The sequence below is a fragment of the Microtetraspora sp. NBRC 16547 genome, assembly GCF_030268965.1.
Lineage (GTDB): Bacteria > Actinomycetota > Actinomycetes > Streptosporangiales > Streptosporangiaceae > Microtetraspora.
Window position 1 is genome coordinate 64,089 of record NZ_BSSE01000029.1, and the last position, 21,389, is coordinate 85,477.

Below are 21,389 nucleotides of genomic sequence, written 5' to 3' on the forward strand. Positions count from 1 at the left end.
CCTGTCGCTTTGGTCTGCTCCGCTTCCTAATTCTATTAGCGCTGTTATATTAGTGCTGTGACATCTTTGGACCCAACCGCGTTGCCCGGTCGTTGGCATGCGCTGCACGCCCTGCTGGCCGACATGGACAGCCAGATCGAATCTCTGTACACCGAGCGAGGCATCGAGGGAGTCCGCCCCCGGTTCGCCTACCCCTTGATCCGCCTTGCGCATACCGGCCCGCTGACAATCCGTGAGCTGGCGGACTCGCTCGATCGCTCGCACTCGGCGATGAGCCAGACGATCTCAGCGATGCGCCGTGAGGGCCTGGTCGATTCCGAGCCCGGTCCTGACGCCCGCACGCGACGCATCACCCTGACCGACCGCAGCCGCGCTCTCGTCCCCTTCCTCGAGGCCGAGTGGCGCGCGACCGAGGCCGCCGTCGCCGAACTCGACGACGAGGTCCCCCATCCACTCAGCGCCGTCGTCACCGAGCTGCAGCGTGCCCTGGCCCGGCGGCCCATGAGGGATCGGATCCTCTCCCACCTCGACGAGCTTCTTTCCGACCCGGCGCCCTCGGCTCCTTCCACGCCGACGGAGCCGTAGTCGTGACCTGGCGTGAAAGGCTGACGGATATCCGTCCTCTCCGCGGCAGTCAGCCGTTCCGCGACCTGTGGATCGGGTCCTCCCTCGCCTCGATCGGTCAGCAGATCGCCGTCGTCGCCGTCCTGCTGCAGGTCTGGGACCTGACCCGCAGCCCACTCTGGACCGGAGCCATCGGCCTCGCCACAGGCGTACCGCTGCTCCTCCTCGGTCTGGTCGGCGGATCACTCGCCGACACCGTCGACCGCAGGAGCCTCGTCCGCGCCGCCACCGTCGGCCAGCTGATAACGGCCGTAGGCCTCGTGGTGCAGGCCGCCGCGGGAAACCAGTCAGTGTCGCTGCTGCTCGCCCTGGTCGCCGCCCAGTCCGGCTGCGCGGCGCTCGGGGCGCCGGCCCGGCGCACCTTCCCCGTCCGGCTGCTTCCCGCCGACCAGGTCGCCGCCGGGCTCGCCCTGCAGAACATCGCCTTCCAGGCATCCATGCTCATCGGGCCCGCCCTCGCCGGCATCGTGCTCGCCCAGTGGCGGTATCCCGCCGCGTACGCGATCCAAGTCGTGGCCAGCGCGGCGTCGCTGATCGCCGTGGTCCGGCTGCCTCCGATGCCCGTCCCGCGTGCCGCCAATGAGCAGCAGGCCGGGTACGACCCGCGTCGACGTCGCGGTCCAACCCGGGGAGGCTGGAGGATCATCCTCCGGCGCCCCACCCTGTGGGGCTCCTTCACCATCGACCTCGCCGCCACCGTCCTGGCCATGCCGATCGCGCTCTTCCCCCTGATCAACGAGATCCGCTTTGAGGGTGACCCCCGAACGCTGGGGCTCTTCCTGTCCGCGATCGCGCTCGGCGGGCTCGGCGCCGGCCTGTTCTCCGGGGCCGTCACCCGACTCCACCGCAGTGCCCTCGTCCAGATCGTCGCGGCCACGGTCTGGGGGCTGGCCCTCGCCGGCTTCGGCCTGGCCGGGCCTCTCTGGCTCGCCCTGCTCTGCCTGGCGGTAGCCGGCGCGGCCGATACCGTCGCCGTGGTCACCCGAGGTGCGCTGGTCCAGCTTGAGACGCCCGACCACTACCGCGGGCGGGTCTCCTCGGTCGAGCACGTCATCGGCATCGCCGGCCCCGAGATCGGCAATTTCCGGGGAGGACTGCTCGCCTCCCTCACGTCCGCACCCCTGGCCCTCTTGGCAGGCGGCCTGGCGGCCGCGGCCACCGTTGTCTCCGTCGGCCTCATCAACCGTCCCCTGCGCGACTACCGGATCCCGACCGAGCACGAAGGCACGCAACCATCCAAAGTGCCGGCTCAGTGAGCCGTACGGCCAAGGGCGGTAGCGGGCCTTCGCGAGTGGAGTTACCGCCCGGCCGTTCGGATGTCGGTGGTGGCCGGTCGGCCCGGATACTTCCAGAGGAGAGCTAGTGCCCCTCCCGTCAATCTTTGCCCCGTCGCGTCGCCCAGGACGGCACCTCGCCGCGTTGTCGCCCCACCCACGAAAACTCCTCGCAGGCTCGGACTTTCCGCGGGGCCCGGGAATGTCGGCCGTAGGCTCCGCTACGACCTCCTCCTCCGCCTTGCGATGCACCACCCTGGACACCGCTCCTTCCGGGCAAACCTTGCCGGTCACGGCACTAGGCGCTCAGCACCTTGCGGAGCAGCTCGCCGAACTCGGCGGGGTGCGTGCTGAGGCCCGTGTGCCCGCCGGGGAAGTGGATGAGCTCCGTGCCGAACCGTTCGGCCAGGAAGGCGGCGGGACGGTAGGGCAGTTCACCGCGTGAGTCCGCTCCGCCCGCGAGCACGAGCTGGTCCGACAGAGCCTTCAGGAGATCCACGTCCGGGGCGTAGGCCATGAAGCTCGGCACGATGCGCCCGATGAAGTAGGGCAAGTTCGCCATCGTCCGCTCAGCTCGGGCCGCCGCCTGCGGCGGTAGCTTGGTGGCCGCCTGGGCGTCGACGGGATCGGCGCCGGGCCGTCTGAGGCCGGCCGCGAACACGGCCGCCGCGGGCATCAGCCCGTCCCGGCGGAACGTGTCCTGGACACGGGCGAGCATCGCGCGATGCTCGGCGGCGTCCGGCAGCACCTCGACTACCGGCGGCTCGTGCGCCACGACGCGTTCCATCCGCTCGGGATGGGCGGTGAGCAGGTGCAGCGCGACGATCGCACCCGAACTGCAGCCGGTCACGCGGACGGGCGCGTCTGGGGACAGCAGCTCCAGCAGCCGGAACGCGTCGTCGGCGTGCTGCGCGACCTGCTGTCGGGCCTCCGGGTCGTCCAGCGGACTGCGGGAGAGGCCGCGTGGATCGTAGGACGCGACCGTGTAGTCGGCGGCCAGGTCGTCGGCGACGCCGTCGAAGGAGGCCGCGTCGCCCGCGCCGCCAGGGATCATTAGCAGGAGTGGGCCCCTTCCGCGCACCTCATAGTGCAGCGTGGCGCCGTCCACGCGCAGGCGGCCGGTGGTCGGGCTGGTCATGCCGGGTCTCCTTCATGGTGTGCGGGCCAGTGCTCCAGGAGGGTGTGCAGGGCGTCGAGGCAGCGGACCCAGGAGGCCTCCGCTGGGCGCGCGTGCGCGAACCCGCCCGCGGCCTCGAGGTTGATGAAGCCGTGGAGCGTGCTGCGCATCAGCCGGACCGCGTCGGTCAGGTCAGGCTCGTCCAGTGCGTAGGCGCGCAGCATGCTGTAGGTCAGTTCGATCGCGCGGCGTGGCCCGGGCGCCTGGGCCAAGAGCTCGGGATCGATCTCTATCGGGATCTGCGTCGCCGTGTAGCGGCCCGGGTGGTCGTGGGCGTACTTCCGCCAGGCGTTCGCGAACGCCATCAGCGCATCCTTTCCGGCCCGCCCGGCCGTGGCCTCCGCGATGTGGATGGTCTTTTCGTCCGCCGCCAGTAGTGCGATCCGCCCGCGCAGGTCCTCCAGGTTGCGGACGTGCGCATAAAGGCTGGCGTCTTTCACCCCGAGTCGCCGCGCCACCGCTGTCATGGTCACGTGGTCAAGCCCGACTTCGTCCGCCAGTTCGGCGCCCGCGAGCGTCACCCGATCCGTCGTCAACCCGGCCCGCGCCATGTGCACACCGCCTTATCCTAGGATCATTAGATTCTATCTAATATGATTAGATCATATCTTGGACCCCAAGGATGGTTGGTCGCCCGTGGTCTGGTCCTACTTTGCGGGGCATGCCTGCGGAGTTTCTGTCTGATGAGCAGAGGGCGGCGTATGGGTCGTTCATGGAGATGCCGACCCAGTCGGAGTTGGAGAAGTTCTTCTTCCTGGACGCGTTCGACCGTGATGTGATCGCCCGGTCGCGGGCCGATTCGCACCGCCTGGGTGTTGCCTTGCAGATCGGGACGGTCCGTTTCAAGGGGCTGTTCCTGGAAGATCCCCTGAGCGTGCCGTGGCCGGTGGTGGACTATCTGGCCGAGCAGTTGGGGATCGGGGATCCGTCCCAGGTCAAGAGGTACACGGTGCGGGCGCAGACGGCGTACAAGCACAAGTGGATGATCAGGGACGCCTACGGCTACCGCGTCTTTGCGGACCGCGACAGCTGGGAGGGGCGGCAGCTGGCGAAGGGCTTCCTGGCGTTTCTGCACGGGCGGGCGTGGACGCATGCGAAGGGGCCGACGGCGTTGTTCGACCAGTCGGTGGCGTGGCTGCGGCGGCATCGGGTGCTGCTGCCGGGGGTGACGGTGCTGGAACAGCTGGGCGGCAGTGTCCGGAAACGGCCTGTTGGCAAGGTCGGCTCCACCAGCCGCCATGTGCGGTGTCCCTGCAGGTGGGCGGAGGTGGGGCTCTGTAAGGCGAGCTGGTGGTCGGCTAACTGAGCAGACCTCGTCGATAACCCTCGCCGACGGCGGCGGCGCGGTCGCGGACGCCGAGTTTGTCGTAGATGTGCAGCAGGTGGGTCTTGATGCTGGCCTCGCTGATGAAGAGTTTGGCGGCCGCCTGGCGATTGGAGGCGCCTTCGGCGACGAGGGCGAGGACTTGGAGTTCGCGGTCGGTAAGGGCAGCCTTGACCGGTCGGCGTACCTGGCCCATCAGGCGGCCGGCGACCGAGGGGGACAGGACCGGCTCGCCGGCAGCGGCGGCGCGGACGGCGCGTAGGAGTTCGTCGGTGGGGGCGTCTTTGAGGAGGTAGCCGGTGGCGCCGGCTTCGATGGCGGGCAGGACGTCGGAGTCGCCGTCGAAGGTGGTCAGCACGAGGGTTTTGATGTGGGGGTGGGAATGGCGCAGGGCGGTGATGGCGCTGACGCCGTCCATTTCGGGCATGCGCAGGTCCATGAGGACAATGTCGACCTTGAGTGTGGCGGCGCGGTCGACACCTTCGCGGCCGTTGGCGGCTTCGCCGGCGACATCGATGTCGGGTTCGGCTTCAAAGGCGGCGCGCAGGCCGTCGCGGACGATGGGGTGGTCGTCGACGATGAGGAGGCGGATCACCGGGGGTTTCCTTGGAGCGCGGGGACGGCGGCGCTGACGGCGGTGCCCTCGCCGGGCGTGCTCTCGATCTCCAGGGAGCCGCCGACGCCGCGTAGGCGTTGCCTCATGCTGCTGAGGCCGAATCCTTCGCCGTTGGGGTTGTGGATGCCGGTTCCGTCGTCGCGGATGTCGAGGAGGACGACGGCGCCGGTGTAGGAGAGGGTGAGGCCGGCGCGGGTGGCGCCCGCGTGTTTGGCGACGTTGGCGAGGGCTTCCTGGGCGATGCGGAAGAGGGTGACCTCGATGGCGGGGCTGAGAGGGATGCGGTCGCCGGTCACTTCGACGTGGAGGTCGACGCCGGTGGTCTGGGTCCAGTTGCGGGCCAGGGTGGTCATGGCTTCGGGGAGGTGGGCGTCCTCGAGTTGGTGGGGCTGGAGGGCGGCGACGGAGCGGCGGGCCTCGGTGAGGCTGTCCTGAGCGAGGTTGAGCGCGAGTTCGACATGGGTGTCGGAGTCCTCGACGCGTTGGGCGGCGCGTAGCTGGGTGATGATGCCGGTGAGGCCTTGGGCGAGGGTGTCGTGGATCTCGCGTGCCATGCGGTGGCGCTCGTCGAGGATCCCGGCCTGGTGGGCTTGGGTGAGGAGCTGAGCGTGGAGGTCGGCGTTCTCCTCCAGGGCGGTCTGAAGGTCGCTGACTGCTTTCTGGTACTTGCGCTGCCGGTCCTCGATCTTGATGCCTGCGATGGAGCCGCCGCCGATGGCGATGGTCTGCACGGCGATGATCGCCAGATAGAAGGCGATGAGCTGGATGGTGGCCTGCGCCAAGTCGAGCGTCGATCCATACAGGACGAAGGAGGTGGCGGCGACGGCGGCAAAGGTCCATCTGGAGGGAGCGAAGTTGGCGGCGAGAAAGAAGCCGGAGATGCAGTAGATGACGAAAATGGGGTCGTGGAAGGCTAGCAGCGCGGCGGTGGCCAGGACGCCGACGAAGTGAACGGTGACGGCGACCCTCCGTCGGCGCACGGCGGCGGGGAGGAGGGTGTGGGCGCCGAGAATCCAGGCGAGGGCCAGGGCGGTGAGGGCGAGGGTGCGGGGGATTGCGCCTTCAGGCTGGTCGGGTGAGGCCAAACTGATGACGAGGGAAGCGGCGAGGGTGATGTAGGGGACGATCTTGACGACGTGCTCGAAGCGTCGTTCCCAGGGGGAGAGCGGGAAGGGGTCGTTCATCCGGGGCGCGCCCCTCCTCTCGGGTACGGATGGTTTCAGCTGGTAGCGGCCGACGAGGACGAGATTAGCCGCATGGGGATCAAGATGGCGTAGCCGTACATGAGCAGCCCTAGAGCGATCATGAAGATGATGGTGGGCCACTGCCAGATCGGCGGGAGATGAAGGGCGAGGAACCACCCGCGGTCCTCGACACCGAAGATCTTCATGAACATGGGCGCGAGCCCCTGGGGGAACAGGGGAAGCCAGGCGATGGAGTAGCTGACCGTGACGCCGATGCGGTGCTGGATGGGCAGGTCCGCGGTGGTGGGTTTGGTGGTTTCGGGTGCCGGGCCGTACTTCATGAGGTTGAGCAGATCGATCCCGTGGGTCTCGAGTCTGCGGTAGGCGATCCTGCCCAGTCCCCAGGCACTGAGGGCGCCGGTCAGCACACCGGTGGCGATGCCGGCCCAGGGGTTGAGGAGCATGGCGCCGGCCGCGGGCAGGGCGGTGGCGGGGACCGCGACGAGCACGAGCCAGGCGAGGCCGGTTTCGGCGGTTTCGTCGGCGCCGGTGCTGAGCGGGTTGCCGCCGCGCTTGTGGGGGTCGGTGCCGGGGACCAGCGAGGTGACGGCGAGCAGGACGATCACCCCGGCGCCGCCGCCGAGCAGGGCAGGGAGCAGGCCGAGTACCCACGGCCAGGCCCAGGTCTGGCCGCTGGCGAGGGTGCCGGCCAGGGAGAGGAACACTGCGGCTGGGCCGACGATGAGGAGCCAGGCCAGTTGGCGGCCGCGTACGTCGGCACGTTCCGCGCCGGGGGTCATGAGGGTGAGCCAGAGGGCGGTCCCGTCGGCGCCGTAAAGGTTGGCCGAGGAGGCGGCGGCCATCACGATCGCGATGAGTCCCGTGAAGGGAACCATGATCCAGGCGCTGATGGTGACGAGCAAGAGGGGGGTGACGATGGCGTAGGAGAAGGCGGTGGCCAGGAGCTGGACGCGGACGAGGTCACGCCACCAGGCGCGCAGTTCCTTGGCGGCGGCGATGCGGACGCCGCTGACGGAGGGGAAGGGGCGGGGCGTGCCGCGGCGGGGCGGCACACCGCCGCGTGCGGCCGAGACGACGCGCCGTGCCAGCAGGGCGGCCCAGGCGGCCAGGAGGAGGGCGATCACGACGGCGTTGGCGATGAGGATGGCGAGGGCGAGGGGCCAGGCGGCTTCGATGGCGGCCACGCCCCATCCGGAGGGCAGGACGCGGACGAGGACCTGGGACCAGGCGGGGGTGTCGGTGCCGCCCAATGCTGCGACGGGCGCCCAGCCGTTGCTGCACAGGGCGATGGCGGCGCCAGTCACGATCCCGACGGCGGCCGCGGTGGCGCGGGATCTGACGAACAGCCCGATAAGCGCAACGATGACGCGGGAGATCATCACCATGGTGACGAGCGTGGTGACGGCTGCTGTCAGGCCGACGAGTACTCCGGCCGGGCCGAAGCGCCAGCCGTACACGGGCAGGGACAGCAGGGCGATGAGATTGACCACAGGTGCGGGGCCCGCGAAAGCTCCGGCGAGCAGAGCCGCCGCGATCCGGCCTGATGTGGCCGGGAGCATGGAGAAGTACTCAGGGCGGAGGGCCTCGCTGCCGCCCCCGATGAAGATGGGGCCGAAGATCCAGCCGGACAGCCACGCGGCCAGGGTGAGGGGCAGGTACGCGGGCCACAGGACGGCGACGGCGATCGTTCCGAAGGCCAGGATCAGCCCGAGCGAGACGCCGGTGTAGAGGTTGGAGGCGTTGTCGCCGCGCAGGGAGTGTCGCATGAGCCCCAGCCGCATGCGGATCATGTGCTGGGCCAAGGCGGCCGGGCCAGGGGTCAGGAGGTGAGCCATGCCAGCCCCTCCGTTCCTCCGGTGCGGGCGCCGACGAGGTCGACGAAGGCGTCCTCCAGGGTTCCGGCGCCGCGCACGTCGGCCAGCGGCCCGGCGGCCACGACGCGGCCGTCGGAGATGACGCCCACGTGGTCGCAGAGCTGCTCGACGAGGGCCATGACGTGGCTGGAGATGATCACTGAGCCGCCGTTGGCTGCGAACCTGCGCAAGATGGTCCTGATCGTGGCCGCGGAAACGGGGTCGACGGCCTCGAAGGGCTCGTCCAGGACGAGCAGGCGGGGGGCGTGCAGGAGGGCGACGGCCAGACCGATCTTCTTACGCATGCCGGTGGAGTATTCGATGATCAGGGTCCGCTCGGCTGAGTCGAGTTCGAGGATCCGAAGGAGTTCGTCGGCGCGCTCGGCGACGACGGCGGGCGGCAGGCCGCGCAGCAGGCCCAGATAGGTGAGGACCTCGCGGCCGGTGAGCCGTTCCGGCATGGCGTTGCCGTCGGGCAGCACGCCGATCAGACTCTTGGCCTGGACGGTGTTGCGCCAGACGTCGACGCCGAAGATCTCGGCGCTGCCGGCGTCGGGGCGGAGTAGGCCGACGGCTATGGCCAGAGTGGTGGTCTTGCCGGCGCCGTTGGGGCCGACCAGGCCGTAGAAGGATCCGGCGGGGACGGTGAGGTGGATGTCGTCGACGGCCAGGTGGTCGCCGAAGGCTTTGCGGAGTCCGATGGCGCGGAGGGCGGGCTCCCGGTGTGTTGGCATGCCTTGAGAATCGCGCGGGGGCGGCGGGTGGCGGATCGTCCGGCCGGAGAGCGGAGTGGTGGATTCCGGCATCAACCGATCGGTTGATGCCGGAGGGGCGGCCGGTCCGTGTTGCGGGTCTCAGCGCCCTCTGTCCACCAGCACATGTTCGGCTGGCTCGACCAGACGCTGAACAGGCGCAGCTCCACCTCAACCCGAGGGCGCCTCGCCCGCTTCGGCGAGAGCGACTCACACGCAACCCCACCCACCGGAACCGAAGTGCCGACTTGCCAATCGGTATCGGCACTTCGCGGGTTCTCGGGACACCGCACAGCGTGTATGTCCGGGATGGGATCGGATTCGGGGAAGGATAGTGCCGCCTCCGCGTGGACTCGGCACTTTCCACGCAGACATGCCAGCGGCGGCCGATCGGCCGCTCTTCATGAGCGTAGAAGAGAGATCAGCGCAACGGCTTGGCGGCCGGCATCTCCAGGCGGTCCACAGCCTCCCTGCGGCGGCGTTCCGGGCGCCTGTCGTAGCGCGCGGTCGTCGCGGGGGAGGCGTGGCCGACCAGGGCCTGCGTGGTGGCGAGGTCGACGCCCGCGTCGAGGAGTTCGCCGATGAAGGTCCGCCGGAAGTCGTGCGGCGTCCTCTTGGCGGCCCCGGCGTCGGCGAGGCGGCGGGCCACGATGTCGGAGATCGCCTGCCCGCTCATGTGGGTGCCGCGCAGCCGGCCCGCCTTGTTGATCGCACAGAACAGTGGTCCGGTGTCTCGCCCGCGCGCGGACAGCCACAGTTCCAGCCGGGCGACCGCCGGTGCGGTCAGGTAGACGAGCCGCTCCTTGTCACCCTTCCCGCGTACGCGCAGCGAGCGGGACGCGGAGTCGAAGTCGGCCAGGGCGAGCCCGGCCAATTCCGCCCGGCGGCAGCCGGTGGAATACAGCACGGCGAGCATGGCGCCGTCCCGCAGCCCGGTGGGGGAGTCGTCTCCGTCGCAGGCCGCGAGCGCGGCGCCCAGCACCTCTGGGGGGACGTGCTGCCCCGCCGGGACCCGGGTGTGCTTGAAGGCCGGCAGGTCGGCCGCGCGTTGGTAGTCCTCGCTGGTCATCAGGCCGAGCCGCCAGGCCTCCTTGAGCACCCGCCGTAGGGCGACGAGGTGCTTGTTGACGTGCGAGGGGGACCACCCCTGCTCGCGCATCGCCGTACGGAGCCGGATGGTGTGCTCGTATCGGAGGCGCTCCCAGGGCTGGCCCGCCCCGGTGGCGTGGGGGTCGCCGGTGATGAGGCGGGCGATCCGGTCGAGGCAGCCGCGCATGGTCCGCTTCGACTCGGCGCTGGGGAGGGCGTCGAGATAGGCGTGGTAGGGGTCGGCCTGGGGGTGCGCGAGCGGACTCGGTTCCGGCACGGCTGGGAAGTTCATCGCCCCGCGATCCTATAATAAATCTACAATGTAAAGGCGGTGGGGCTGCACAAAAATCCGCCTTGCACCACCTCAAACCCCCCACCAAGGGGTGATCCGCACTGCTCGCATGGCGGGCTGAAACGGGGTCGGTCGCCAGCGTGACGTGTCCCTGAGCGGACGGCGGCAGGTGCAACGCGCGGCCGGGAAACGCGCGGCCGGGAAACGCGAGCTGTTCGGCGTCGAGCTGGATCGTGAGCGGGTGCGGGGCTCGATCGGGGCCGTTCTCGGAGACGACATCTGGGATGCGAGTGTCCGGGTGTACATCCCCGTGGGGGGCGACAGCCCACGCGTGTTCGTCACGGCGAGGCCACCGACGGAGGCGGCCCGGACCCCGCAGAGCGTCCGCTCGGTCGCGCAGGACCGGGATGTGACAAGGAAGGGCGCGTCTCAGATTTCCAGGGTGCTCTCCTCGGCGCTCTCCGTGCGGGTGTAGAGCACCTGCTCGTTGAGCTCGAGGTTGTTGATCAGCCGCAGGGCGGCGACTATGGCGTTGCCGAGCGCCTCTCCGGCGACGCCGCCGTATTCCAGCTGGTAGACGGTGTCGGCGGCCTGGTCGTCGGCGGCCACGCGCAGCGGGTCCCGCCAGGTGCCCTCGACGCCGATCCCGGTCGCTGCGCGCAGCAGGGGCGCGACGGCGTGGCTCTTGGCGCTCGGGACGGCAAGGGTGAGCAGTTCGCGCTCGACCCGGTTGAGCCGGACGCCCTCCTCCTCGCCGCCGAAGAGCAGGGCGTGCAGCAGATCCTTCGCCTGGCAGAGCAGCGCCTCGCCCTGAGGGGAGCGGCAGCCGGCCGGGACGAGGTCGCCACCCTTCGGTGGTGGGTTGCGCAGATAGCCCGCAGCCTCCAGGACGTCCCGTTTCAGCGCGCCGTAGCGCTGGAGGTAGCGGGGGAGCGAGTCCCCGTCGAGGCGGAGCATGCGAATGCGAGCGGCTCGGGCGGCCCGGTCCTCCTCGGTCTCGCGTGCGGGCCGTTCGTGCCGGGTCTGGCGGGGGATGGCGGGCATCGCCGTGCCCGCCGCGCTCTCCCCGGTCGCGGCCGCGCTCGTGTCCCCAGTGGTGTCCTCGGTGTCGTCGAGCCGCGCCAGCGTCAGGATCTGCTCGACCAGCCATTCCGTGGGCTGCGCGCGCAGATGGTCCCGTACGCGCTCGCGCAGTTCTCCGGCGAGCTCGCTACGGATCCGCGTGATGATCTGCGTGATCTCTGACAATCGTTCTCCCCGGTGACGTGGTTGCGGTGCGGCCATTGTGGCAGTTCACGGGGTGGAGATCCGGAAGTTGGAAATCTCGGGTCCCGCCGCATCGCGGCACCCGCGTCGGGCAGCGCCAGACGATGGCGAGGAGTGATCCGGAGACTGCCGTGCCCGCCCTGCCGTGGGATGGGTGCTGCGCGTCCTGGCCGTCGAGTACGGTGACGCGCCGCGCGTACGCGATCGTGGTCCGTCCCGCTACGCGGGAGGGGGTCCGGGGTCATTTCCTTCGGGATCGGGCGATGGCGATGGCGAGTGTCACCATGACGGCCAGGAGGACAAGGGTGCCGATCATGACCGCGGCGGGGCCGTAGTGCGGCAAGCGCGCCTGTCCTGTGATTGCTGTGGAAATCGCGCCGCTGAACGCGCCCAGGACGGGGCTAGGTCGGTACGTAGTTGTGATCATTTGCCAGTGCTCCCTGGCCTGTGGCCGGGCCGGACATGCTCGCGGCGTGGTCGTCGGCGGTGTGCCGGTCGACGGCGTGGATACCGGGCTCAAATGACATTGTGCGCCGACCCGCTTCAGATGTGCGCCTGTGTCCCTGTCCGGGGGGGGAAGTGGGCAGTGGTGCGAAGCGGCGGGTGATCAGTGGCCGAGTGCCATCTGAACGATCTTGATGATGACGAGCACCATGGCGACGGCCAGGTAGAGGCGTAGAACGGTCATGCCGACCCGGTGCGCGTTGGACAGGGCGGGCCTGCTGAGCTCGGCCAGCGGTGGCATCCGCCACTCGTCCCTGCCGGTGCGGTCGACGGGCTCGGCGGCGGAACGGCGGCGGCGCGTGAGGGCGTATACGGCCGAGATCGCTCCGATGACGCCACACCCGGCCATGATCATGAAGATCTGGGCCTGGCCGATGCCGGGGAACAGGACCGCGACGGTCAGGACGACCGACAGGGTGACCAGCACGCCGACCACCACCGAGGTGAACAGGTTGGTCGCCCGGCTGTTGACCCACGGGCCGAGGACCTCCCTGTCGTTGCACAGCAGCAGCAGGAACACCGACGCGCTGGGGAGGAGCACTCCCGCGAGGGCCTGCACGCCCTCGGTGAGCAGGCCGAGGGGTGATCCCGGGATGAGCACGACGGCCGCGGCGGCGGCGACGAGCCCGGCGTACACGGCGTAGAAGGCCTTGGCCTGCCGGACGCCGTGGTGCAGTGAGTGGCTGAGGCTGAGGACGTCTCCGATGGCATAGGCGGTGGAGAGGGAGACGGCGAAGGCGCCGATGACGCAGGCGTCCAGCAGCGCGAGGGCGAACAGCGCGCCGGCGGCCCGGCCCGCGTACGCCTCCAGGCCGCGGGCGATGCCGGCGGAGTCGGTGAAGTTCCCGGCAGCCGCGGTCCCGGTGAAGGCGGCGGCGGTGAAGGCCATCATGGCGGCCGCGCCGATGACCACTACGGCGATGCCGATCCACAGGTCGGCCTTCCCGTATCTGATGAAGCGGGGGGTGATGCGCTTGTCGATGACGTAGGACTGCTGGAAGAACAGCTGCCAGGGGGCGACGGTCGTGCCGACGACGCCGATGATGAGCAGCATCAGCGCGGCCATGCCGCCGGGGCCTGCGGGCAGTGAGGGGATGAGGAGGCCGTGGGCGGTTCGTGAGACGGTCGGGTGCGCCATGACGTACACGGGCACGAGGAGCAGGGACGCGCCGCACAGCGCGATGGCGATCCGCTCGAAGCGGCGGAAGGACCCCGTGGAGGCGGCCGCCATGATGATCAGCCCGGCGAGGATGACCGAGGGGATCTTCGGCAGGCCCAGATAGCCGGCGGCCAGGGTGATGCCGATGAATTCGGTGACGAGGGTGAGCGCGTTGAGGATGAACAGGTCGATCACGCTGAACGCGCCCCAGAATCGGCCGAAACGTTCCAGGATGAGGCGCGCGTGGCCGACGCCGGTGACGGCGCCGAGACGCAGCACCATCTCCTGGTTGACGTACAGCACCGGCACGAGCAGCAGGAGCGTCCAGAGCAGGGCGGTGCCGTAGTTCTGGCCGGCCTGGCCGTAGGTGGCGAACGCGCCGGCGTCGTTGTCGCCGACCATCACGATCAGGCCGGGGCCGATGATCGCGAGCAGTGTCTTGACCTTGGCCGACAGGCCCAGGGGTGCCGTCGCGCCGTGCCGGATGGTGCCCAGGGCGCCGCGGATGTCTCCGGCGTGGGCGTGGTCTGGTGTCGCGCCGAGGCGGTCGGGAGTGATGCCCGCGCTGGACGCGGTGAAGTCGGTGGAGGCCATGATGAACCCCTTTCAGCCCGGAGTGGGCTGCCAGGGGCACGCGTTTCCGACGTCGTTTCCGCGCCTGCCGTACGCGACGGGGTCAGGGGAGGGACGCGGGTGGGCGGCTACCGCGTGCCGGAGGCGGACGAGGACACGCGAGCGATGAGCCGACTTCGGCCCCAGTTGCGTTCGGACATGTCCTCACCTCCGTCCGGCCGGGCACCGCGACGTCGCGGTGCTGCCTGAAAGGCTGCGTCCAAGACGGGGCCCGCCTCGTGACAGGCGGTGCACCCCACATCTCGTAAGAGCTTCGGCACTGCCCGGCGTATGCCCGCGGGACATCCGCGGGAAGCCACCTGGCCTCACCCCTTAGGCCGGGGAGAGGTGTCCTGACCCTGGGCGTCTCTCGACGTCGTGGGGTCAGTGGCCTGTATCCGGACAGACGCCTCACCTAACGAGGTGCCTGCACTCAAGCGTAGGCCGCCCCCGGCGGAGCCGACAACCCGGGGAGGCGGCCAGAATCAGTGATCGCGCCGGTTGCCGTCCCCGGCCGGTGGCCCGGCGCGGGAGCGGCGTGACTGCTGCTCCGGCTCGGCGGCTGCGGCGCCGGCGGGCAGGCGGAGTGCCAGCAGCGCGATGTCGTCCTCGTTGTCGGCCGGTCGGGCCCGGGAGATGAGCTGGTCGCAGAAGACGCTGAGCGGCCGGCGGGCGAGCGAGGCGGCGTGGCGGCCGAGGTTGGCCATGCCATGGTCGATGGACTCGTACGGAGATTCGATCAGTCCGTCCGTGTAGAGGACGAGGGTCGCGCGGGGCGGCAGCGGCGCGGCGGCGTCGGGGCGTTTCGTGGTCATGTCCGTGCCCAGCATGAGGCCCTGGCCGTCTTCCAGGAAGGAAACCTTGCCGTCGTTGGTCACGAGCAGCGGCGGCGGGTGGCCGGCGCTGGTCCAGTGCAGGCGCCACGGGCCGCCTTCGGGTCCTTCCACGCGGGCGAAGACGAGTGTGGCCAGGGTCGCGGTGCTGATGTGGGGGAGCGCGCGGTCGAGCCGGTCCACCACCAGGCTGGGAGGTCCTCCGTACTCCCAGGCGTACGCGCGGAGCATGTTGCGGATCTGGGACATCTGGGCGGCGGCGGTGAGGTCGTGGCCGATCACGTCGCCGATCACCAGGGCGCTGACGCCGTCGGCGAGGACGAACACGTCGTACCAGTCGCCGCCGACCTCGGAGGCGTGCGGCGCCGCGATGTAGCGGGCGGTCATCTGCAGGTCGTCGACCTCTGGCATCGGCGGCAGCAGGTGGCGTTGCATGGTCTCGACCGACCGCCGCTCCCGCTCGTACAGCCGGGCGTTTTCGACGGCCAGGCCGGCGCGGCGGCCGATGTCGTCGATGAGCGACATCTCGCCGGGGCCGAACTCGCTCTTCTGGGCGGCGCGGCCGACGGTCAGGGCTCCGAGCACCTGCCGTAGCCGGCCGTGCAGCGGCGAGATGACCGCGGAGTGCATGCCGGTTACCGCGAACAGGTCGCGCTGGACGGCGGCGATCCCCGAGTCGGGGAACTCGTCATAGATGTCCGGGGCGACCAGCACGGAGGGTGCTCCAAGCAGCACCTGGGAGAGGGGTTGCCGGGAGTGTTCGGTCACGGGGGGCATCGGTCCCTCGAGTTCCTCCACGTTGACGATGGCGCCGTTCTCGTGGTGTACCACGGTCACGCGGCGGAGTTCGTCGTTGTCGTCGAGCAGGTCCACGACGGCCCAGTCGGCGAGGCGGGGGACCACCAGCCGGACCAGTCGGCGCAGCGCCTCGTCCATGTCGAGGGTGGAGGTGAGCGCGACCGTGGTCTCCGCGACGAGGGCCAGGCGGTCGGTGAGGTCGATCAGTTCGGCGTTGTGCGCGCGGTCCCCGTCCTCCAGGCTCCGTTCGGAGAAGATCACCACTGTTCCGGCGCACTCCTCGTCGATGGTGTACGGCGTGCTGACGCAGGAGGCGGGCAGGAGGCTGCCGTCGCCCCGGGCGAACCATTCGCTCTCGGCGTGGGTGGTCCGGCCGGCCAGGAATGCCCGGAGTAGCCGGCATTCCGAGCGTCGGGCGGCGGTGCCGTCCGCCGTTCTGTGCAGCAGGTCGTGGGCGTCGCGGCCGAGGACGTCCGCGGCGCGCCGGCGGAGCAGTTCCTCGCCGCGGGGGTTGATGTAGACGACCCGTGCTCGGCTGTTCAGCACGTACACGCCGGCGTCGACGGTGGGCAGGAGCCGCTGGAGCAGGCGGTCACGCTCTTTCGGGCGCGGCGGCGGGTGGACGGCGTCGGCCGTGCCGTCCGGTGGTGGCATGTCCGCCGGGGCCCGCATCGCCTCGTGCGTGCGGCGTCGCGGTCCGCGCTGCTGCGCCGGGTCTGCCATGGCCGTGCCTCCCGGGTGAGGATCTCACCGTGCCGTTGTCCGCCCGTTCCACCTCCCATCATCGACCCGGCCTGCGTGAACGTGGAGGCGCCCCGATGCCGGCGCTGCCGGGCGGCGGTCACCGTGGCGGAGGTGGATTTCCGTACGGCGTACCGTGCAGGATACGGTACGCCGCGAGGTAGACTGCGCTGACCATGACGACGGAGTACACCGGCAGGGGCGACCCGGCCCGCAGCCTCGCGCTTCTGTGGCGGACCGGGGAGCGCGCCAGCCGCAAGGGCAAGCCGGATCTGAGCGTGGACCGCATCGTGCGGGCGGCGATCGAGGTGGCCGACGCCGAGGGCTTGGCCGCCCTTTCCATGCGCAAGGTCGCCGAGCGGCTCGGGGTCGGCACGATGTCGCTCTACACCTACGTGCCGGGCAAGGCCGAGCTGGTCGACGTCATGCTCGACACCGTGTACGGCGAGTTGCCCATGCCGGAGGATCTGCCCGCGGACGTGTCGGGAAGCTGGCGGGCGAGGCTGGAGCTCATTGCGCGCGACTACCGGGCGCTGTACCACCGGCATCCGTGGATGTTGCAGGTCGGGACCAACCGCCCGCCGCTGGGGCCGAACGTGACGGCCGTCTACGACTACACGCTGCGCGCGGTCGACGGGATCGGGCTCAGCGACGTCGAGATGGACGCCGTGGTCACCCTGCTGACGGGTTTCGTGAACGGAGCCGTCCGGGGCGCGGTGGAGGCGGCGCAGGTCGAGCGGCTCACCGGCATGACGGACGAGCAGTGGTGGTGGGCGCACGCCCCGTTCCTGAGCAAGGTCCTGGATCCCGGCCGTTATCCGACCGCCGCGCGGGTGGGCGCGGCGGCGGGCGAGGCGCAGAACGCCGCCTACGATCCCGGGCACGCCTTCGAGTTCGGCCTGGCCCGGGTGCTGGACGGCATCGAGGTGTTCGTCCGCTCCCGAACCGGGTCCAGCTCGTCCGGGCCTGGCGCCTGACCGGATTCTGGAGAGGCGCAGGGGCACGCCACAGGTCAGGGGATCTATCGATGCCTGGTTGGTGACCGCAAACGGCACGGCGCCAGGTTGCACCTGCCCCACCAGTCACGCTGTCGCGTTCTTGGCATCCAGCACCGAGCGCTCCCGGAAGCCGTAGAACCGTCGGACGTCGGCGAGATGGGCCTTCGTCCGGCCCTCCCACTCATAGACGTGGCGCAAGTGCTGGCAGGCCTTCGAGCTGAACTCCAGAAGTCGGCTACGGCTTGGACCGGCCGAAGATTCCCGCTACGACCATCACCCCGCGTGGAGCCGCGCCAGGTGGTAGTCGAGCAACGCCGCGACCTCCTCGGGCGTGTAGTGCCCGACCAGTGTGGCGTTCACGATGCCCTGCGCGAAGGCGTACAGGATGCTCGCCTCCTTGTCGGCATCCAGGTGGGTGGCGAGCTGCCCGGCGGCCTGGGCGGCCCTGATCTGCTCGGCGAAGAAGGACAGCAGGAGCGGCAGCCCGAGCCGCATCGCCGCCGCCTGGTCGTCGTCCACCACCGAGCTCGCCTGGAACGCCAGCCCGATGCGGTTCAGGTAGCTGCGCTCCTCGTCCAGCGGCAACAGCTCCAGCACGGTGTCCCGCAGCAGGTCGAGCGGCGTGGACCGGCGTGCGGCCACGGCTGCCAGCCGGATCCCGATCCAGACCCCGATGTGCTCCAGCGCCAGCAGCAGCATCTGGTCCTTGGTCGTGACGTAGTACTGCACCGCCCCCATGGACATCCCGGCCTCGGCGGCGACCTCCCTCAGGCTGACGCTCTCCATGCCCCTGTCGTGGATGACGCGGTGCACGGCCTCGGCGATGTGCCGCCGCCGGTCGTCATGGTCGACGATCTTCGGCATGGCCCACCGTTTTCTCATGCGAGTGCATGGTAAAAGGCTACCGTCTCTTTTATCATGCGACTGCATGACAAAAGAGACGAGGGGTGATGCGGATGCGGGTTCTGATCATCGGGGTCGGTACGCGGGGGGACGTGGCACCGTACACGGGGTTGGGGGTGCGCTTACGCGAGGCCGGGCACGAGGTGGCCATCGCCGCGCACGAGCCGTACGCGGAACTGGTGACCGATGCGGGCCTGGAGTATCTGCCACTTCCGGGAGATCCGCTCTCCGCGCTGACCGGCCGCTTCTCCATCAGCGCGTTCAAGGAGTACAGCGAGCAGCTCATGGACGGCCTGGCCCAGATCGCCGAGCAGGAGGCAGGCCTGCTCCTGCTGGGTATGGCGGGCGCGCTGGGCTATCACGTCGCCGAGGCGATGGGCGTGCCGAGCATGGGGGTGCACCTGCAGCCGATCGACCCCACGGGGGACTTTCCGCCGGTCATGAGCCTGTTCCGCCGATCACTCGGACGGTGGGGGAACCGCAGGGCGGCCCGGCTCGCGTTCGAATTGCCCGCCGCCGGCCCGCTGCTCGCCGGGATGAGCACGAAGATGCGGGCCCGGCTCGGGCTGCCCCCGTTGTCCCCCCGCGCCCTCTACCAGCGCCGGGAAAGCACGCGCTGGCCGGTCTTCCACGGGGTCAGCCCGCTGGTGCTGCCGCGTCCGGCCGACTGGCGGCCGGGGCTGGAGATCACGGGTTACTGGTGGCCGCTCCGGCCGCGAGGCTGGCAGCCGGATCCGGTGCTGCGCGACTTCCTGACATCGGGGCCCGCACCGGTCTTCGTCGGCTTCGGCAGCCTGGCGGGCACGCGGGCCGAGCAGTACACAGAGCTGGCCGTGCAGGCGCTGCGGCGGGCCGGGCTGCGCGGCGTGCTGCAGACCGGCCTGCGGGGACACATCTCAGACGATGTGCTGGCGGTCGGCGACGTGCCGCACGACTGGTTGTTCCCCCGACTGGCCGCCGTCGCCCACCACTGCGGCAGCGGCACTACCGGGAGCGGGGTGCGGGCGGGGGTGCCCGCCGTGGCCGTACCGGTCATGAACGACCAGCCGTTCTGGGCGTCCAGGCTGATGGCACTCGGCGTGGCTCCGGCCGCGATCCCGTTTCGCCGCCTGACGCCCGCACGGCTGGCCGCCGCGCTTACCACAGCGGTCACCGACCCGACCTACCGGCAGCGGGCCCAGGCCCTGTCGGTCCGGGTCTCGGCAGAGGACGGCGCGGCGCCCGTCGTCGAGGCAGTGAACCAGCTCCGGGTCACCCGCGGGCCCGGCCGCCGAACAGGGTGACAGCCGCCGAACATCCAACACATTTGGCTGACCAGAGGAGGCGACGACCACGCCGGGCGCGCCGACCGCGAGCGCGGCGCTGACCGTCACGCGGTTCAGCCGGTCCTTGTGGCTCCAGGTCGGGTTGCGGGACTCGTCCTTGACGTACACGCCGTCGACCTCCAGCAGCGGCGTGCCGCCCTCGCCCAGCGTGGGCGCGAGCAGTAGCGGCGCGGCAGGCCGTTTCCCTGGGCGATGAAGACGTTCGGGCAGCCGGGTGAGGCGCAGATGCCGCCAGGTGGGCGCTGGTGCTCCCAGATCAGGACGGTCAGCGCCAGGCAGGACGAGGCGACCGAGTCCCTGCTGCGACACACGATGTACGGCCGGGTGGCCGGCCGGCGTTGTGGCCGAGCCGTTTGTGTCTGTTCGCATACAGTCCGTAGGCATCCGGCGGGCTGGCACGCGAGCATGTGACGGCGGGCCTCCTCTCTCGGGACTTTGGTCACTACAGGGAGATCAGCGCGAACCGGTTGACTCGTCACACCATCCACTGGTGTTTCCGGGCGTCGCAAGGCGTGATGCTCCGCCGAGCAGGAGGTTTTTCCTTTGACCATCGCCGAGCGGCCGGTTCACGGCCCGGTACCGTCCGCGTCGGCCGCGTCCGAGGGTGGGCTGCCCGCGCTCATCCAGGGAGGGATGGGAGTAGGCGTGTCCGGGTGGCGGCTGGCGCGGGCCGTCGCCCGGACCGGTCAGCTCGGCGTGGTGTCCGGGGTGGCGCTCGACGTCACGCTGGCCCGGCGGCTCCAGCAGGGCGACCCGGGAGGGCACCTGCGCGCGGCACTGGCCGCGTTCCCGGTTCCCGCGCTCAGCGAGCGGATCCTGGCCAGGTACTACGTGCGCGGCGGGATCGGGCCCGGCGCACCGTACCGGCCGGTGCCCCGGCTCGGCCTGCGCCCGAACCGGGCGCGCGATGAGCTGGCCGTGGTCGCCAATTTCGCCGAGGTGTTCCTGGCCCGGCAGGACGGCGGCCTGATCGGGATCAACTATCTGGAGAAGATCCAGATGGCGACGCCCGCGGCGGCGTACGGGGCGATGCTCGCGGGTGTCGACTACGTGCTGATGGGGGCGGGCATCCCGTCGCAGATCCCGCGGCTGCTCGACAGGCTCGCCGCGCACCTGCCGGCCGAGGTCTCGGTCACGGTGGCGGGAGCCGAGTCGGGGGAGCGGCACGCGGTCGGCGTCGACCCGGTCGTGCTGCTCGGGCGGGCGCCGGAGCCGCTGAAGCGGCCGCGGCTGCTGGCGATCGTCTCCTCCGACGTGCTCGCCGGCTATCTCGCGCGTACGCCGGAGACCCGGCCGGATGGGTTCGTGGTGGAGACGCCGGTGGCGGGCGGGCACAGCGCGCCGCCGCGCGGGCGGATGCGGCTGGACGAGAGCGAGCAGCCGGTGTACGGCCCGCGCGACGAGGTGAACCTGGGAAAGGTGGCCGCGCTGGGCCTTCCGTTCTGGCTGGCCGGTGGGTACGCGAGCCGGGACGGGCTGGCGCTGGCGCGGGCCGCGGGCGCGGCGGGCGTCCAGGTGGGGACGGCGTTCGCGCTGTGTCGCGAGTCGGGGCTGGACGACAAGCAGCGGCGGCTGCTGCTGGAACGGGCCCGCGCGGGCGCGCTGCGGGTGCGCAACGACCCGCGCGCCTCGCCGGCCGGGTTTCCGTTCAAGGTGGCCGGGCTGGAGGAGACCATGGCCGAGCCGGAGGTCTACGAGCGGCGGCCCCGGCTGTGCGACCTCGGCCACCTGCGCACTCCGTACGTGCGGCCCGAGGGCGGGGTGGGCTTCCGCTGCCCGGCCGAGCCGGTGGACGCGTACCTGCGCAAGGGAGGGCAGCCGGAGGAGACGGACGGGCGGCGGTGCGTGTGCAACGGCCTGGTCGCCGCCATCGGTCTCGGGCAGCACCGGCCGGACGGCTACGCGGAGCCGGCCCTGCTTACGCTCGGCCAGGATCTGGATTTCCTCGCCGACCTGCCGGAAGGGTACGGGGCGGCCGACGTCGTCGCCCACCTGCTCGGTGACGCGCGGGAGGGCCGGCACTAGGGAACGCCCCCGCACGTGC

At 70.6% G+C, this 21,389-nt stretch carries 17 protein-coding genes, 1 pseudogene and 1 riboswitch; of the genes and pseudogenes, 6 read left to right on the plus strand and 12 right to left on the minus strand.

Annotated elements, in window-relative coordinates:
* Nucleotides 1-57 precede the first annotated feature (57 nt).
* Together QSK17_RS29650 and QSK17_RS29655 are read left to right on the plus strand one after the other, a co-directional pair.
* Nucleotides 58-585, plus strand: coding sequence for a MarR family winged helix-turn-helix transcriptional regulator (locus QSK17_RS29650; RefSeq protein WP_285708784.1), 528 nt, complete (start codon nucleotides 58-60; stop codon nucleotides 583-585).
* Nucleotides 586-587: 2 nt separating this feature from the next.
* Nucleotides 588-1,880 (plus strand): MFS transporter, encoded by a 1,293-nt coding sequence (locus QSK17_RS29655; RefSeq protein ID WP_285708785.1) that lies wholly within the window; start codon nucleotides 588-590, stop codon nucleotides 1,878-1,880.
* Between the two features lie 316 nt (nucleotides 1,881-2,196).
* Here QSK17_RS29655 and QSK17_RS29660 read toward each other — a convergent pair whose 3' ends face one another.
* Together QSK17_RS29660 and QSK17_RS29665 are read right to left on the minus strand one after the other, a co-directional pair.
* Nucleotides 2,197-3,036, minus strand: a complete 840-nt coding sequence (locus QSK17_RS29660) for an alpha/beta fold hydrolase (protein ID WP_285708787.1) — start codon at nucleotides 3,034-3,036, stop codon at nucleotides 2,197-2,199.
* Complete coding sequence (locus QSK17_RS29665) at nucleotides 3,033-3,626, minus strand: TetR/AcrR family transcriptional regulator (protein WP_285708788.1); 594 nt, start codon at nucleotides 3,624-3,626, stop codon at nucleotides 3,033-3,035. The genes QSK17_RS29660 and QSK17_RS29665 overlap by 4 nt, the downstream gene beginning before the upstream one ends.
* Before the next feature lie 110 nt (nucleotides 3,627-3,736).
* On the opposite strand from QSK17_RS29665, the gene QSK17_RS29670 reads away from it, so the two are divergent.
* Nucleotides 3,737-4,381 (plus strand): DUF4158 domain-containing protein, encoded by a 645-nt coding sequence (locus QSK17_RS29670; protein ID WP_285708789.1) that lies wholly within the window; start codon nucleotides 3,737-3,739, stop codon nucleotides 4,379-4,381.
* Here the strand turns inward: QSK17_RS29670 and QSK17_RS29675 are convergent.
* The 8 genes from QSK17_RS29675 to QSK17_RS29710 form a co-directional block, all read right to left on the minus strand.
* A complete protein-coding gene (locus QSK17_RS29675) occupies nucleotides 4,374-4,994 on the minus strand; it encodes a response regulator (RefSeq protein ID WP_285708790.1) in 621 nt (206 codons plus the stop codon). The genes QSK17_RS29670 and QSK17_RS29675 overlap by 8 nt on opposite strands.
* Complete coding sequence (locus tag QSK17_RS29680; protein ID WP_285708791.1) at nucleotides 4,991-6,199, minus strand: sensor histidine kinase; 1,209 nt, start codon at nucleotides 6,197-6,199, stop codon at nucleotides 4,991-4,993. Before QSK17_RS29680 ends, QSK17_RS29675 begins: the two co-directional genes overlap by 4 nt.
* A 35-nt stretch (nucleotides 6,200-6,234) precedes the next feature.
* Nucleotides 6,235-8,055 (minus strand): hypothetical protein, encoded by a 1,821-nt coding sequence (locus tag QSK17_RS29685; RefSeq protein ID WP_285708792.1) that lies wholly within the window; start codon nucleotides 8,053-8,055, stop codon nucleotides 6,235-6,237.
* Nucleotides 8,040-8,807, minus strand: a complete 768-nt coding sequence (locus QSK17_RS29690; RefSeq protein ID WP_285708793.1) for an ABC transporter ATP-binding protein — start codon at nucleotides 8,805-8,807, stop codon at nucleotides 8,040-8,042. Before QSK17_RS29690 ends, QSK17_RS29685 begins: the two co-directional genes overlap by 16 nt.
* Nucleotides 8,808-9,246: 439 nt before the next feature.
* Nucleotides 9,247-10,206, minus strand: coding sequence for a tyrosine-type recombinase/integrase (locus QSK17_RS29695; protein WP_285708794.1), 960 nt, complete (start codon nucleotides 10,204-10,206; stop codon nucleotides 9,247-9,249).
* A 429-nt stretch (nucleotides 10,207-10,635) separates the two neighbouring features.
* Nucleotides 10,636-11,454, minus strand: coding sequence for a hypothetical protein (locus QSK17_RS29700; protein ID WP_285708796.1), 819 nt, complete (start codon nucleotides 11,452-11,454; stop codon nucleotides 10,636-10,638).
* Between the two features lie 625 nt (nucleotides 11,455-12,079).
* A complete protein-coding gene (locus QSK17_RS29705) occupies nucleotides 12,080-13,729 on the minus strand; it encodes an NRAMP family divalent metal transporter (RefSeq protein ID WP_285708797.1) in 1,650 nt (549 codons plus the stop codon).
* Between the two features lie 271 nt (nucleotides 13,730-14,000).
* A riboswitch (M-box (ykoK) riboswitch) is annotated at nucleotides 14,001-14,177 on the minus strand.
* Between the two features lie 55 nt (nucleotides 14,178-14,232).
* The gene (locus tag QSK17_RS29710) at nucleotides 14,233-16,101 is read right to left on the minus strand and encodes a SpoIIE family protein phosphatase (RefSeq protein ID WP_285708798.1); all 1,869 of its coding nucleotides are present in this window, start codon (nucleotides 16,099-16,101) and stop codon (nucleotides 14,233-14,235) included.
* Nucleotides 16,102-16,295: 194 nt separating this feature from the next.
* Here QSK17_RS29710 and QSK17_RS29715 point away from each other — a divergent pair, with 194 nt between their 5' ends.
* On the plus strand, nucleotides 16,296-17,096 hold the full coding sequence (locus QSK17_RS29715; RefSeq protein ID WP_285708799.1) for a TetR/AcrR family transcriptional regulator: 801 nt from the start codon (nucleotides 16,296-16,298) through the stop codon (nucleotides 17,094-17,096).
* A gap of 294 nt (nucleotides 17,097-17,390) precedes the next feature.
* Here QSK17_RS29715 and QSK17_RS29720 read toward each other — a convergent pair whose 3' ends face one another.
* Entirely contained in the window at nucleotides 17,391-17,999 is a 609-nt protein-coding gene (locus tag QSK17_RS29720; RefSeq protein ID WP_285708800.1) for a TetR/AcrR family transcriptional regulator, read from the minus strand.
* Between the two features lie 74 nt (nucleotides 18,000-18,073).
* Between QSK17_RS29720 and QSK17_RS29725 the strand changes: the two genes are divergently transcribed.
* On the plus strand, nucleotides 18,074-19,303 hold the full coding sequence (locus tag QSK17_RS29725; protein WP_285708802.1) for a glycosyltransferase: 1,230 nt from the start codon (nucleotides 18,074-18,076) through the stop codon (nucleotides 19,301-19,303).
* Between the two features lie 42 nt (nucleotides 19,304-19,345).
* On the opposite strand, the pseudogene QSK17_RS36280 reads toward QSK17_RS29725, so the two are convergent.
* Nucleotides 19,346-19,729 (minus strand): annotated as a pseudogene (locus QSK17_RS36280) (hypothetical protein); the annotation flags it as partial.
* Nucleotides 19,730-19,888: 159 nt separating this feature from the next.
* Between QSK17_RS36280 and QSK17_RS29730 the strand changes: the two are divergent.
* Nucleotides 19,889-21,370, plus strand: coding sequence for a nitronate monooxygenase (locus tag QSK17_RS29730; RefSeq protein WP_285708803.1), 1,482 nt, complete (start codon nucleotides 19,889-19,891; stop codon nucleotides 21,368-21,370).
* The last annotated feature ends 19 nt before the right edge of the window (nucleotides 21,371-21,389 follow it).

Coding starts and splice junctions, on each gene's coding strand:
- QSK17_RS29660 (WP_285708787.1), bottom strand. CDS start 3,036: ATGACCAGCCCGACCACCGGCCGCCTGCGCGTGGACGGCGCCACGCTG.
- QSK17_RS29665 (WP_285708788.1), bottom strand. CDS start 3,626: ATGGCGCGGGCCGGGTTGACGACGGATCGGGTGACGCTCGCGGGCGCC.
- QSK17_RS29670 (WP_285708789.1), top strand. CDS start 3,737: ATGCCTGCGGAGTTTCTGTCTGATGAGCAGAGGGCGGCGTATGGGTCG.
- QSK17_RS29680 (WP_285708791.1), bottom strand. CDS start 6,199: ATGAACGACCCCTTCCCGCTCTCCCCCTGGGAACGACGCTTCGAGCAC.
- QSK17_RS29685 (WP_285708792.1), bottom strand. CDS start 8,055: ATGGCTCACCTCCTGACCCCTGGCCCGGCCGCCTTGGCCCAGCACATG.
- QSK17_RS29690 (WP_285708793.1), bottom strand. CDS start 8,807: ATGCCAACACACCGGGAGCCCGCCCTCCGCGCCATCGGACTCCGCAAA.
- QSK17_RS29695 (WP_285708794.1), bottom strand. CDS start 10,206: ATGAACTTCCCAGCCGTGCCGGAACCGAGTCCGCTCGCGCACCCCCAG.
- QSK17_RS29705 (WP_285708797.1), bottom strand. CDS start 13,729: ATGGCCTCCACCGACTTCACCGCGTCCAGCGCGGGCATCACTCCCGAC.
- QSK17_RS29710 (WP_285708798.1), bottom strand. CDS start 16,101: ATGGCAGACCCGGCGCAGCAGCGCGGACCGCGACGCCGCACGCACGAG.
- QSK17_RS29715 (WP_285708799.1), top strand. CDS start 16,296: ATGACGACGGAGTACACCGGCAGGGGCGACCCGGCCCGCAGCCTCGCG.
- QSK17_RS29720 (WP_285708800.1), bottom strand. CDS start 17,999: ATGAGAAAACGGTGGGCCATGCCGAAGATCGTCGACCATGACGACCGG.
- QSK17_RS29725 (WP_285708802.1), top strand. CDS start 18,074: ATGCGGGTTCTGATCATCGGGGTCGGTACGCGGGGGGACGTGGCACCG.